Annotated in this window: 10 protein-coding genes and 1 pseudogene; 3 read left to right on the top strand and 8 right to left on the bottom strand. The window is 71.8% G+C overall.

Features of this window, described 5'->3' with window-relative positions; translation table 11 throughout:
• Positions 1–61: 61 nt before the first annotated feature.
• The 3 genes from ACTWQF_RS03855 to ACTWQF_RS03865 all read right to left on the bottom strand — a co-directional run bounded on the left by ACTWQF_RS03855 (position 62) and on the right by ACTWQF_RS03865 (position 3,234).
• Positions 62–1,093 carry a BMP family lipoprotein gene (locus tag ACTWQF_RS03855; protein ID WP_443277032.1) on the bottom strand — a complete coding sequence of 344 codons (1,032 nt, stop codon included), beginning with the start codon at positions 1,091–1,093 and terminating at the stop codon, positions 62–64.
• Between the two features lie 224 nt (positions 1,094–1,317).
• The gene (locus ACTWQF_RS03860; protein ID WP_443277034.1) at positions 1,318–2,721 is read right to left on the bottom strand and encodes an amidohydrolase; all 1,404 of its coding nucleotides are present in this window, start codon (positions 2,719–2,721) and stop codon (positions 1,318–1,320) included.
• A 156-nt stretch (positions 2,722–2,877) separates the two neighbouring features.
• Positions 2,878–3,234: a winged helix-turn-helix transcriptional regulator gene (locus ACTWQF_RS03865; RefSeq protein WP_443277036.1), complete on the bottom strand. Its 357-nt coding sequence runs from the start codon at positions 3,232–3,234 to the stop codon at positions 2,878–2,880.
• 72 nt (positions 3,235–3,306) lie between these two features.
• On the opposite strand from ACTWQF_RS03865, the gene ACTWQF_RS03870 reads away from it, so the two are divergent.
• The gene (locus ACTWQF_RS03870; protein ID WP_443277038.1) at positions 3,307–4,008 is read left to right on the top strand and encodes an NADPH-dependent F420 reductase; all 702 of its coding nucleotides are present in this window, start codon (positions 3,307–3,309) and stop codon (positions 4,006–4,008) included.
• A 20-nt stretch (positions 4,009–4,028) separates the two neighbouring features.
• Here ACTWQF_RS03870 and ACTWQF_RS03875 read toward each other — a convergent pair whose 3' ends face one another.
• From ACTWQF_RS03875 to ACTWQF_RS03890, 4 genes are all read right to left on the bottom strand, one after another.
• Positions 4,029–5,342, bottom strand: coding sequence for a hypothetical protein (locus ACTWQF_RS03875; RefSeq protein WP_443277040.1), 1,314 nt, complete (start codon positions 5,340–5,342; stop codon positions 4,029–4,031).
• 115 nt (positions 5,343–5,457) lie between these two features.
• Positions 5,458–6,435, bottom strand: a complete 978-nt coding sequence (locus ACTWQF_RS03880) for an N-acetylneuraminate synthase family protein (RefSeq protein ID WP_443277042.1) — start codon at positions 6,433–6,435, stop codon at positions 5,458–5,460.
• A 412-nt stretch (positions 6,436–6,847) separates the two neighbouring features.
• On the bottom strand, positions 6,848–8,137 hold the full coding sequence (locus tag ACTWQF_RS03885; protein ID WP_443277044.1) for a cytidylyltransferase domain-containing protein: 1,290 nt from the start codon (positions 8,135–8,137) through the stop codon (positions 6,848–6,850).
• A gap of 140 nt (positions 8,138–8,277) precedes the next feature.
• On the bottom strand, positions 8,278–9,636 hold the full coding sequence (locus tag ACTWQF_RS03890; protein ID WP_443277557.1) for a DUF6716 putative glycosyltransferase: 1,359 nt from the start codon (positions 9,634–9,636) through the stop codon (positions 8,278–8,280).
• 301 nt (positions 9,637–9,937) lie between these two features.
• Here ACTWQF_RS03890 and ACTWQF_RS03895 point away from each other — a divergent pair, with 301 nt between their 5' ends.
• Positions 9,938–10,996: a glycosyltransferase family 2 protein gene (locus ACTWQF_RS03895; RefSeq protein WP_443277046.1), complete on the top strand. Its 1,059-nt coding sequence runs from the start codon at positions 9,938–9,940 to the stop codon at positions 10,994–10,996.
• Entirely contained in the window at positions 10,996–12,342 is a 1,347-nt protein-coding gene (locus ACTWQF_RS03900; protein ID WP_443277048.1) for a polysialyltransferase family glycosyltransferase, read from the top strand. The genes ACTWQF_RS03895 and ACTWQF_RS03900 overlap by 1 nt, the downstream gene beginning before the upstream one ends.
• On the opposite strand, the pseudogene ACTWQF_RS03905 reads toward ACTWQF_RS03900, so the two are convergent.
• Positions 12,320–12,577: pseudogene (locus ACTWQF_RS03905) on the bottom strand (TetR/AcrR family transcriptional regulator C-terminal domain-containing protein); the annotation flags it as partial. The gene ACTWQF_RS03900 and the pseudogene ACTWQF_RS03905 sit on opposite strands and share 23 nt — an antisense overlap.
• Positions 12,578–12,588: the final 11 nt, after the last annotated feature.

The raw sequence follows: 12,588 nt of genomic DNA on the forward strand, positions 1-12,588 counted from the left end.
GGGCGGCACCGTACGCGCCGCGGTGGTGCGCCGCGCAGCGTACGGTGCCGTCCCCGCCAGGTCACGGCGTGGCCGGGACCTTGACCTTGCCGGAGGTGATGTCCTCGCTCGCCTTGTCGATGTCGCCCTTGATGTCGTCGATGTAGCCGCCGGACGTGGCGACGGAGACACCCTTCTCCTTGAGGGAGAAGGTCTGGTTGCCCTTGAGCGGCTTCTTGTCCTTGATGCTCTTGATCAGCTCGAAGACGGCGACGTCGACGTTCTTGACCGACGAGGTCAGGATGGCGTCCCGGTACTTCTCCAGGCCCTTCTGCCGGTACTGGTCGGAGTCGACCCCGATGGCCCAGGCGCCCTTCTTCTTGCTGACCTCTTCGATGGAGCCGCTGCCGGACCCGCCGGCTGCCGTGTAGATCACGTCGTTGCCGCGGGCGAGCATGCCCTTGGCCATCTTCTGGGCGCGATCGGGGTCGTTGAAGCCCTTGTCGTCGTCCTTGTAGAGGTAGTCGACCTCAACCTTGGCCTTCGGGTTGGTGTCCTTGACGCCCTTGACGTAACCGGCCTCGAACTTCTGGATGAGCGCGTTGTCCACGCCGCCTATGAAGGAGACCTTGTTGCTCTTGGTCTTCTTGGCAGCGGCCACGCCGACCAGGTAGGACGACTCGTTCTCGGCAAAGGTCATGCCGACGACGTTCTTCGCGTGGGACTGCTCGTCCACCACGCCGAAGGTGGTGTCGGGGAAGTCCTTGGCCACCTTGTTGACCGACTTGCCGTAGTTGAAGCCGACGCCGATGACCGGGTTGTAGCCCGCCTTCGCGAGGGAGGAGAGGCGCTGCTCGCGGGTCTCCTCGGTCTCGTTGTTGCCGGCGGTCATCTCCTTGGTCTTGACGCCGAGTTCCTTCTCGGCCTTGTCGGTACCGCGGGCCGCCGCCTCGTTGAACGAGTGGTCGTCACGGCCGCCGACGTCGAAAGCGAGTCCGACGCCCTTGTTCTTCTTGCCACCCGACTCCGTAGAGCTCTCACCGCACGCGGTGGCCGTCAGTGCGAGAGCCGCGGCGGTGGTGACCGCGGCAGCCAGCTTTGTTACCCGACGCAACAGGAGTCCCCTTCGAGTCGTGGAGCACCGGTTCCGGCACCGCAGGAGGGTTCCGGCCCTTGAGACGGCCACAGATTAACGCGCGTAGATTTCCAGCAGAAGAAGACGGGAACCGCTGTTATCGGATCGTCGCGAACGGCGGCGACTTCCACGCAACTGCCCCATTTGTTCCGTCGGGGCAGCGAGAGCGTGTGCGGTGCCGTACGCGTACGTACCGGGTCAGGTCACGAACGGTGCAGCAGCGCGGCGGCCGTGAAAAGCTCGACGCCGGTGGTGATCGCAGCCTCGTCCGCGTCGAAATCGCCCTGGTGCAGATCGCGGGTCCGGCGGTCACCCACGGGCCGCACCCCCAGCCGGGCCATCGCCCCCGGCACATGCTCCAGATACCAGGAGAAGTCCTCGCCGCCCAGGCTCTGCTCCGTCGTCTCCACGGAGGCCGCACCCGAACGCGCCGCCATCGCCTCGCGCAGCAGCGCCGTCGCCGACGGCTCGTTGACCACGGGCGGCACGCCGCGTACGTAGGTCAGCTCGCACTTGGCACGGTGCAGCGTCGCCAACTCGTCGATGGCCGCGTGCACCAGATCGGGGGCCTCGCGCCAGGTCGGCAGGTCCAGGCAGCGCAGCGTGCCGGACAGCTCGGCGCGCTGCGGGATCACGTTCGGCGCGTGCCCGGACTCGATCCGCCCCCATGTCAGCGACAGCCCGGAGCGCGCGTCCACCCGGCGGGCCAGCAGCGCGGGCGCCTCGGTGACCAGCTTCGCGGCGGCCGTGACCAGGTCGGTCGTCAGATGCGGCCGCGCGGTGTGCCCGCCGGCGCCGCTGAGCACCACCTCCAGCCGGTCGCAGGCCGAGGTGATCGGCCCCGCGCGCAGCCCGATCCGGCCCACGTCCACCCGCGGATCGCAGTGCACGGCGAGGATCGAGCCCACTCCGTCCAGCACCCCGCAGTCCACCGCGTCGGCAGCGCCGCCCGGCAGCACCTCCTCGGCGGGCTGGAACAGCAGCCGTACGGGACGGTGCAGCGCACCCGCGCGCGCCAGCTCGGCCAGCACCAGGCCGGCACCGAGCACGACGGTGGTGTGTACGTCGTGCCCGCACGCGTGCGCCCGGTCCGGGACCGTCGAGCGGTACGGCACGTCCTTGGTGTCCGGGATGGGCAGCGCGTCGATGTCGGCGCGGAGGGCCAGCATCGGCGGCGGGGCGGTGTGCGGGGTCGAGGGCTGAGGGGAGACGGAGCCCTCCCGGGCCCTCTGGGCGACGGCGCCTGGAGCGACGGCGCCGTGATCGGCGGCACGCTGGTCGGCGGCGCCCTGGTCGGTGGCGCCCTGGTCGGCGGCGCCCGATTCGTCCCCTGCCCCCTCCCCCGCCTCCGGGTGGATGTCGCAGATGAGCCCGGTGCCCATGGCCAGCACCCGGGGCCGCAGCCCCGCCCGCTCCAGCCTGGTCTTGAGGGCGGTGGTCGTGCGGAACTCCTGGTTACCCAGCTCTGGGTGCATATGGAGGTCGCGACGGAAAGCGATGAGCTCGCGGCGGAGGGATTCGGTCAGCCGGCCGGGCAGCTCGGGAAGTACGCCGGCGGCCCCGCGTGCGTCTACCTCCGGTGCTGCAGGGGACAGGAGTTCGTTCATGGTCCGAAGAGTAGGCCCCTTGACACCGCAACTCACTAGAGATCCACCAAAGTTCAACCCTCCAGGGGAAGAAAATTTCCGCGGCGCGGCGGTTATGTCCAGATGCGGCTGGGTATACCTACGCGCTTTGCGCACGGCCCGTGGACAGCCGCGGGGTCACCGGAGCCCGGTTGCGCGGTCCTGGGCTGCCATCACCTCGTCGCCGTGTGCGAAGGCCCAGGCACCGATGGTGCCGATGGGGGCGAGCAGGGTGCGGCCGAGGGGTGTGAGCTCGTATTCCACGCGGGGCGGGGCTTCCGCGTAGGCGTGCCGTTCCACCAGGCCGTTGAACTCCAGGCGCCGAACCGTTTCGGTCAGCACCTTCGAGCTGATACCGCCGATCCGCTCGCGCAGCTCCCCATGGCGGCTTGGGCCGTCGCGCAGCGCCCACAGGACCACGGCATTCCAGGTGTTGGAGAGCAGATCGAAGGCGAGGCGGGCCCGGCAGTCGGCGAGGAAGGCATCGGTCGTCACGTACCGAATGGTGCCTGACCGGCTTTCTAGTGTCCTTCCGAAAGCACGTGAACCCGCGGAGAGGGGCCTTTGATGCGGATCGGCGTACTGGGTACGGGCAACATGGCGGACGCACTCGCCACGCACTGGGTGCGCGCCGGGCACGAGGTGCTCGTCGGCGGACGGGATGAGGAGAAGGCGCGGCGGCTCGCGGCGCGTATCGGCGATGACGCCGGTGTCGGCGATGACGCCGGTGTCGGCGTTGGCGACGGCGTTCGGTACGGGAGCCTGCGTGCGGCGGCCAGGTTCGGCGAGGTGGTGCTGGCAGCGCTGCCGTACGGCGTGGGGCAGGAGGTGGCGGGGGAGCTGCGAGGGCTCCTGGAGGGGAAGGTTCTGGTCGACTGCTCCAACCCCGTCGGGGCCGGTTTCCGGCTGCTCACGGACGACGGCCCCTCGGCAGCGCAGCAGCTGGCAGCGGCGGCGCCGGGCGCACGCGTCGTCAAGGCGTTCAACCTCTGCCATGAGGACGTATGGCGCATGAACCCGCCGGTCTTCGACGGGCGGCCGCTGGCGGTGCCGGTCTGTGGCGACGAGGCGGCGGCCCTCGCGCTCGTCAGTGAGCTGGTGCGGGATGCGGGCTGCGAGCCGGTGGCCGCAGGCGGACTCGAACGAGCCGGGCTGCTGGAGGCGACCGCCGCGCTGTTCATCGGGCTGTGGGTCGGAGAGGGCGCGGACGCCCAGGCGATAGCACCGCCGCTGGCGTTTGCGACCGGACCGGGGCCGGGAGGGAGCTGAGGAGCGTACGGCTGGGGCTCTCAGGCGCTCTGGCCCGGTGGGGAGGGGAGGGCTGAGGGGAGGCGGCGGGCGCCGCGGGCGGTGCCGGTGACGCCGGCGAGGAAGCCCTGGGCGCGGGGTGAGGCGTTGCGGGTCAGCCAGGCCGGGTCGACGTCGCACACGGCCACGGTCACGGCGGTGCCCGCGAGGGCCAGCGGCAGGGTGTGGACGACGGTGGAGGGGAAGCTGAGGATCGTACGGCCGACGGGGCCACGGCGCGCGACCAGTTCGAGCGGCAGGTCCGGGCGGACGATCTCCAGCCCGGTGGCGGCGCTGACCTGCTGGAGCTTCTCGCTGCTCTCGCGGCGGTGGGCGAAGTAGCGGGTGGCGCCGTAGGCGCGGGCCAGCGAGGCGACCGCCTCCAGATAGCGCTCGGTGTCCACCACGCCCGTCTCCACGAGAGAAGTGCCCACCAGGTCGGCGCCCTTGGTGAGGCGGGGCGGTCCGAACCTGGAGCGGGTCCAGGCGAACTCGTTGGCCGTCACGATCACGTTCTCGGGCGGCTCCACCGGCATGGAGCTGAAGACCTCCACGGGACGCTTACCGTCCGGACGCGGCGTGAGGCGACGGCGTGCGCGGCGGGAGACCGGCGCGAACAGCAGTCCGCGCATGCCTCCCCGTACGCCGCGCCGGTGCCAGCGTACGAAGCGCTCGCCACGGGCAAGTTGGGCGACGAACTCCATGGTGGCGGTGCCGTCGTCCACCACGGTGATCCGCCGTTCGGCGCGGGCGGGAGTGAGGGCGAGCAGCAACTGGACGTAGCGCGAGAAGGGATCGCCGATCACCAGGGTGCGGGCTCGGCGCAGCCTGCGCGCGAGGGACAGCACGCCCGTCAGGGCACCCCCGATCCCGTCGCGGGCCTCCTGCCAGCGCACGGTGATCCCCTCGTCGCGGGCCAGCTCCGCCATCCGGCGCAACTGGCCGCGGGTCATGGGGTCGTGCGGGGGCAGCACGACGAGAGTGAGGGGGATCGCGGTGTCGGGGGCGGGGTGGTTGTGCGCCCATTCGAGGACGTTGAGGAGCTGGACGGGGCTCTCGACAAATGCGAGAGCCCCGTCCCGCGCTTCCGTCCCGGGGTTGGCTCCGCCCCCGGGGCCGGTCGCGGACTGTGCCGCGGGTGTGGTCGTTTCTGGGGTTGACTGGGCCCGCTGAGTTCCTTGGGAGGAGCTCGGGGTCGGGGAGCTGTTGTTCGCGGGGCCGTTGCCGGCGAGCCCCGCCGCGGGCTCGGCTCCTTGTACGGAGCCGAGGCCCGCGGGCGGTGCTGCCGTGGGTGCTCCTTGGCTGGAGCGGCTCATCGCTCCTTGCGCGGAGCGGCTACGGGACATGTGCGCATACGCTCCGTTCCGCTGTGGGGGGTTGTGCGCGGTGTTGCGGTTGTGGGGTGGTACCGGACGGAGGGCAGTGCCCCCGTCAGACCGTGACCGGCTCGCGGGTCTCGGTGGCTTCGGTCTCCTCGGCCACGACGCCCTTGACGCGGCGCAGCTTGCGCATGGGCGCCAGCTCGCTGTCGTACACCTTCTTGACGCCGTCGCCGAGGGACTCCTCGATGGTGCGGATGTCCCGCACCAGGCGCTGCAGGCCCTGCGGCTCGACGGAGGCGGCCTGGTCCGAGCCCCACATGGCGCGGTCGAGGGTGATGTGCCGCTCCACGAAGACGGCGCCGAGCGCGACGGCGGCCAGGGTGGTCTGGAGGCCGGTCTCGTGGCCGCTGTAGCCGATCGGGACGTTGGGGAACTCGTCCTGGAGGGTGTGGATGACCCGCAGGTTCAGCTCCTCGGCCTTGGCCGGGTAGGTGGAGGTCGCGTGGCAGAGCACGATGTTCTCGCTGCCCAGCACCTCGACCGCGTGCCGGATCTGCTTGGGGGTGGACATGCCGGTGGAGAGGATGACCGTGCGGCCGGTGGCGCGCAGGGCACGCAGCAGGTCGTCGTCGGTGAGCGAGGCGGAGGCGACCTTGTGCGCGGGCACGTCGAACTTCTCCAGGAAGGCGACGGCTTCCTCGTCCCACGGGGAGGCGAACCAGTCTATGCCGCGCTTGGCACAGTGCTCGCTGATGGCGCGGTAGTCGTCCTCGCCGAACTCGACGCGGTGCCGGTAGTCGATGTAGGTCATGCGGCCCCAGGGGGTGTCGCGCTCCAGGTCCCACTGGTCGCGCGGGGTGCAGATCTCGGGGGTCCGCTTCTGGAACTTGACCGCGTCGCAGCCGGCCTCGGCGGCGGCGTCGATGAGGGCGAACGCGTTGTCGAGGTCACCGTTGTGGTTGATGCCGATCTCGCCGGTGACGTAGACGGGGTGGCCCGGGCCGAGGGTCTTGGCGCCGAGGGTGCGGACGCGGGGGGTGGCGTGGGCGATGCCGCGGCCGTTGGTGTGCTGGGCGTTGCTGGACATGTTCACCATTTCCGGGGGTTTCGTTCTTGCGTGGGTGCAGAAGGTCAGTGGGTGGTTTTCGGGGTGGTGGGTAGTGCGGGCGGGGTAGGTTTTGCGCTGGTCAGGAGGCGGCGGGTGGGGGCGTCGGGGGCTCCGGCGGGCTTCCTTTGTGGGTGGGCCCAGCCAAAGCGCCGAGCCTGCGCCCTCCAAGCCGCCGCCCCACCCCCTCCCGCGAAGACACCGCCCCCCTCCCGCCACGGCTCCGCCCTTCCAGGCCCCGGGGCTCCCCCCTCCGGGGCCCCGACGCTCCGCGCCTGCAAGCCGACGCTCCGCCCCTCAAGAAGGCCGACGCTCCGCGCCTCAAGAGGGCCGAGGCTCCGCGCCTCAAGAGCCCGGACGCTCCGCCCCTCCCCCGGGCCAACGCGCCGCCCCCTCACAGCTCCGCCCCCACCAGCCAGCCCGCGATCTCGCGGACGGCCCCCGCTCCGCCGCCCCGCGTGGTGACGGCCCGGGCGGCGGCCCGCACCACGTCGTGGGCGTCGGCGACGGCGACGGGCCAGCCCGCCAGCGCGAAGCACGGCAGGTCGTTCGCGTCGTTGCCGGCGTACAGCACGCGCTCCGGCGCGATGCCCTTCTCCTCGCACCACTGCTTGAGCGCGAGGTCCTTACGGTCGATGCCGTGCAGCACCGGCAGCTTCAACTTCGCCGCGCGGGCCGCCACGACCGGGTTGGTCTCCGTGGAGAGGATCAGCACCTCCAGGCCGGAGCGGCGCAGCGCGGCGATGCCGAGTCCGTCACCGCGGTGCACGGAGACGATCTCCCGCCCCTCGGCGTCGATGTAGACCCGGTCGTCGGTCTGGGTGCCGTCGAAGTCCAGTACGACCGCGTCCACGTCCTCCCGCGTCGGCAGCGCTCCCGGACCGTCGCGTCGGGCGTCCAGCAGGGGCGCCAGCGCGCGGGCGCGGGCGAGGTCGTGCGGGTCGTCGATCTCCAGTACGCGGGCCGGGTCGGTACGGACGACAGCCGTACGCCCGAAGAACCGGTGCCCCGACTCCCGGAACCCCATGGCGTCCATGGCATAGGCGGCGCCGGTCTCCAGCAGGTCCTCGGGCCGGTCCTGGCGCCGGGGGCGTACGGAACGGTCGTGATTGACGCCGTACGCACTCCGCACCGAGCCCGCGTCCGAGTCCGCCTCCCAAGCGATACCCGAAGCCTTCTCCGAACCAGCCTCCGGAGCGATCCCCGAAGCGATCTCCGAACCGCCCTCAGAAGCGCCGTCCCGCCATACGAAGCCGTGGAACGGCGCCACCGTCAGCGCGCTGTCCGCACCGTCCTCGATAACGGCCGCCGCCACCTGCTCGACGTCCTCCCGTACGAGGAAGGGGCTGGTGCACTGCACGAGCAGCACGGTTTGCAGCGGTCGCCGGTGCCGCTTCTCGTACACGTCCATGGCGTGCAGCACGGCAGCCTCGCTGGTGGCCAGGTCACCGGCGATGTCGGCAGGCCGTTCGACCACTTCGGCGCCGGCGGAGCGGGCTGCCTCGGCGATGGCCGTGTCGTCGGTGGAGACGACCACGTCGGTCACGTTCCGCGCGGCCAGGCACTCGCGTGCGGCGCGGGCGACGAGTGGAACGCCCGCGACCGGGGCGAGGTTCTTGGCGGCCACGCCCTTCGACCCGCCCCGGGCCGGTATCACCGCGAGCACGGCGGGGGTTGGGGACATGCTGGCTCCTGAGTGAGACAGAGACTCGGACAGAGCAGAGGAACGAAACTTGGGCGCGGCCGACGAGGCCGGCGGCGAGACCCCCGAAGGCGACGAGGCCGACGACGGCGGCGGGAAGGTGTCCGGGCGGCGGTGTGGCATCACAGTTCGCCCGCCTTCCGGATCAGCGGGGCGACCCGCTGGACCCCATGCCGGTAGGCGCCCCGCGCGGCTTCGCGGACGACGCGCCGTACGACACCGCGTCCGGCCGCACCGAGACCGTCGGCGGATTCGTCCGGCACGCCCCCCGCCGGTGACCCGTCGGTTTCGAGCCCGTAGCGGCGCAGGATGCCGGGCAGATAGCCGGGCGCTGTCCGGACGGTGTAGTACGGCGCCAGCGGCGGCAAACCGTCACCGGTCGAGCAGGTGACGAGTTCAGCGACCCGTTCGCGGGCGGCTGCGAAGCCGTCGCCGCCGCGCACGCCCTGCCGCAGTGCCCACTTCTCGTCGGCTTCCGGCAGCAGGCCGTCGTCGAGCTCGTCCCAGGAGGCGAGGCAGCCCGAACCGGTGAAGTAGTGGTTGCCCAGGGCCTCGCGGACGCCGAGGTCGGTGAGGACGGCGGTGGGGATGGACCGGTGCAGGGACTCCAGGGCCGCGGTGGAGCTGACCGTCACCAGCAGCCCTCCGGTGTGCTGCGCCCGGTCGAGGATCTCCCCCATGTTCCCGTAGACGAGGCGGCAGTTGGGCGGCAGTCCGCCTCTCGCCCCGTCCCCTCCGCCGGGCAGCTTGCGGACCAGTTTCTGGTACGGGAGTTCCTCGATATGCGTGGTGTGCTCGCCGGGCTTGCTGCGCAGTTTGATCAGTACGTCGCGCTCGGGGTGCCGCAGCGCGTGGCCGACGGCCCGGCGCAGCAGATAGGCGCGGTCGGCGCGGCCGGCCGGCACGGAGGGCTGCACGGCGAAGACGACGGTGAACGGACCGTTCGGCGCCTCCTCCGCGGTGGCCTCGCCCGTCCCCTCCAGGAACGGCAGCGCGCACTCCACCACGCTTCCGCCGTCGGCGCCCACGCCCTCGTACACGGCGCGGAAGCGGTCGGCGTCGTGGCGCGAGTTGGCGAGGACGACATCGGCGCCGTGCCGCAGCAGCAGCCCGTCGGCGAGCTTCTCGTAGACAACGCCGACGTACCCGGTGACGACCACCGGACGGCGCGCATGCCCGCCCTCGCCGGCTTCCCCGGCAACGGCTCGTCCCAGCCCGTGCAGCATGGCCTGTACGGCGCCGCCCACGCAGGCGAGGACGATCACGTCGTAGGCGCCGGGCGCGGTGGCCGCGCGGAGGAACTCGGCGGTGGTGACCTCACGCAGCGTGTCGACGCTGACGCCGACCTCGGCGAGCTGGCGCGGTGTGGGCGTGGCGCGACCGCGCAGCAGCAGACCGTCGATGGCGGCCTCGGGCGCCAGCCTGCGAGCGGTCAGTACACCCCACTTCCAGCGGGTGTCGGAATCCGCCAGGACAGCCACCCGGCGCGGTGCCGACCGCTCGTGCGGGACGAGTTCGGTCGCGGCAGCCGGCGCATCGGTCGCGGCAGCCGGCGCATTCGCGGCAGAAGCTGAGAGGATTTCTCGGGAGGGCACGTCGTCGACGCTAGAAAGGGATTCCGGAAGGCGGCCCAACGTGAAGGCAACAGCCGGTTAACAGCACACCGACGAATACCCAACGCGCCCGCGCCGCCGCCCCGTTCACCATCCCGCCACGCGCCGTTCACCCCCGGGCCCGCCGCAGGTCAAGACGGGGCGGGGCACGGACCCTAAGGTCCATCGGGTGGTCAAGCTCTCCGTCATCGTGCCGTTTTACAACGTGCAGTCATACGCCCCGGAAACGCTTCGCAGTCTCCGAGCCAACGCCCGCCAGGATTTCGAGTTCATTCTGGTGGACGACGCTTCCAAGGACGAGACGCCGGAGATTCTGGAACGCGCCGAAAACGATCTTAAGGACGTCGCGCAGGTGATCCGGACCCGGCACGCGCGCAACGGCGGTCTGGCGACCGCGCGCAACACGGGACTGGACCGGGCGAACGGCGAGTACGTCACGTTCCTGGACGGCGACGACTGGCTGGCGCCCGGGTACTACGAGCAGCTGGTCGCCTCCATCGAGCGGCTGGGCTGCGACTTCGTCCGTACCGATCACGTCCAGTGCACGGCGCGCTCCCGCACCCTGGCGCGGGTGCCGCACGGCCGGCGAGGCGTGGTGGACGACCCGCGCGCGGCGATCCTGCCCGCCACCCGCAGCACGTCCGTGGACTACGCCTACGCCTGGGCGGGGATCTACCACCGCAGACTGCTGGACGAGGGGCTGCTGCACTTCACCGACGGGCTGCGTACGGCGGAGGACCGGCCCTGGATCTGGCGGCTGCACCGCGAGGCCCGCTCTTTCGCCGCCGTCGGCCTGCTGGGCGTCTTCTACCGGCGCGGGGTGGCCTCCTCGCTCACCCAGATCGGTGACGTACGGCAGCTGGACTTCATCCGCGCTTTCGACCAGGTCATCGAGGAGACCGCGCGGGACCGGGATGCGCAGCAGCTGCTGCCCAAGGCGATCCGCACGTACTGCGCGATCATCTCCCACCACCTCACCAGCGGCAGGTTCGAGCCGCAGGTGGCCCGCAAGCTGCGGGCGATGAGCGCGGCGGCACTCAAGCGGCTCCCGGCGGATCTGCTCTCCGAGGCACTGGACTCGATGGACAGCGAACGGGCCTCCCGGCTCCGCAGGCTCCGCAGGCGCCCGGGCCACAACGAACCCGCGGCCGGTACGGCGGGCAGCGCCCCCGGCGACGCCGCGGCCGGCGCCACCGCGGGTGCGCGTGACACGGAGGTGGCGGCCTGATGCGTACGCAGCTGTTCTTCGCTTCCACCCTCTACGGTGCGGCCACCCTCGCGGCGGCCATCGACGCGAACCACTTCGAACCCGCCGACCAGCGGCTGCTGTTGGTGAGCAACAATGCCGCCAACCCGGAGACCGCGCCCTCGCTCGATGTCATGCCGGGCTTCGAACGGCTGCGTGGCCGCTTCGACCGGGTGCTGTCGTGGAACGAGACGATCCGCCCCTTCCACCCGGGCGGCTGGTCACCGCGCGCGGACGACGCCCCGCTGTGGGAGCGCCATCTGCGGCTGCTGTGGGGCCTGGGGGACGGCCCGGAGGACGAGGTCGCGCTCGTCCTGGAGTCGATCCAGGTCGACCCCGCGCTGGCGGTGGCGCGGCTGTTCCCGGACGCGCCGATCGAGGTGTACGCGGACGGGCTGATGAGCTACGGCCCCACCCGCAACAAGCTGGACCCGCTGGTGGGCGCCCGGGTGCGGCGGCTGCTCCATCTGGACCTGGTGCCCGGACTGACACCGCTGCTGCTCTCGGAGTTCGGGGTGGAGCCCGAGGTCGTCCCCACGGAGGCGTTCCGCGCGGTGCTGGCCGAGGTGGCGCAGGACGTGCCGCCGTCGGTGACGGAAGCGCCGCGCGGCGGGGCGCTGCTGCTGGGCCAGTATCTGTCCGCGCTGGACATCCTCTCCCCCGACGAGGAGGAGCGGCTGCATCTGCGCATGCTGCGCGGTGCCGCGGCGCGCGGCCACCGTGAGGTGGTCTTCAAACCGCACCCGGTGGCTCCGGTCCGCCACTCCCGTTCCCTGGAGAAGGAGGCGGGCGAGCTGGGCATCAGCCTGACGGTGCTGGACGCACCGGTGCTGGCGGAGGCGCTGTACGAGCGCATGCGCCCGGCGCTGGTGGTGGGCTGCTTCTCGACGGCGCTGCTGACGGCGTCCGCGTTCTACGGCCTGCCGGTGGCCCGCACCGGCACCGAGGTCCTGCTGGAGCGGGTGACGCCGTACCAGAACAGCAACCGGGTGCCCGTGACGCTGGTGGACGCCGTGCTGCCCGACCTGGACGACGCTGCCGCGGGCGACGGCTTCACCCCGCCGACGGGCCGCGAGCTGACGGGGCTGATCCGCGCCGTCGGCTTCTGCATGCAGTCGCAGATCTATCCGGAGCTGCGTCCCGAGGCGGAGCGCTATCTGGCCACCCGGCTGACCCCGGCGACCCGCCGCTACTTCAAGCGCCGCCGGCTGACCGCGCTGGGCCTCCCCGGCGCCGTGCCCCGCCAGTTCGCGTTCGTCCCCCGCAACCGCACGGTCCGCCGCGTCGCCCGCCGCGCCCGCGCCCTCAAGCGCGCGGCCCTGGGCTGACGTCCCGTCCCCGGGCTCGCCCTCGGTCCCCGCCGTCCTCGGCGAGCACTGTGGTGCGCAGCCCGGCGAGGAGGGCCCGCAGGCCCTCCTCGAAGCGGGCCTCGTAGTCGGTGAACAGCTCCGCGCTGATCTGCGCGGCCAGCGGAAAGGCGGCCATCCGTGCGGCGCGTTCGGCCGGGTCGTAGCCCTCGGTGCGTTCGCCGGGGAGGGGCTGGACCGCCTGCTCCTCGATGACGAACCCGACGG

Source organism: Streptomyces sp. 8N114 (genome assembly GCF_052245835.1).
In the GTDB taxonomy this organism is placed as follows: Bacteria; Actinomycetota; Actinomycetes; order Streptomycetales; family Streptomycetaceae; genus Streptomyces.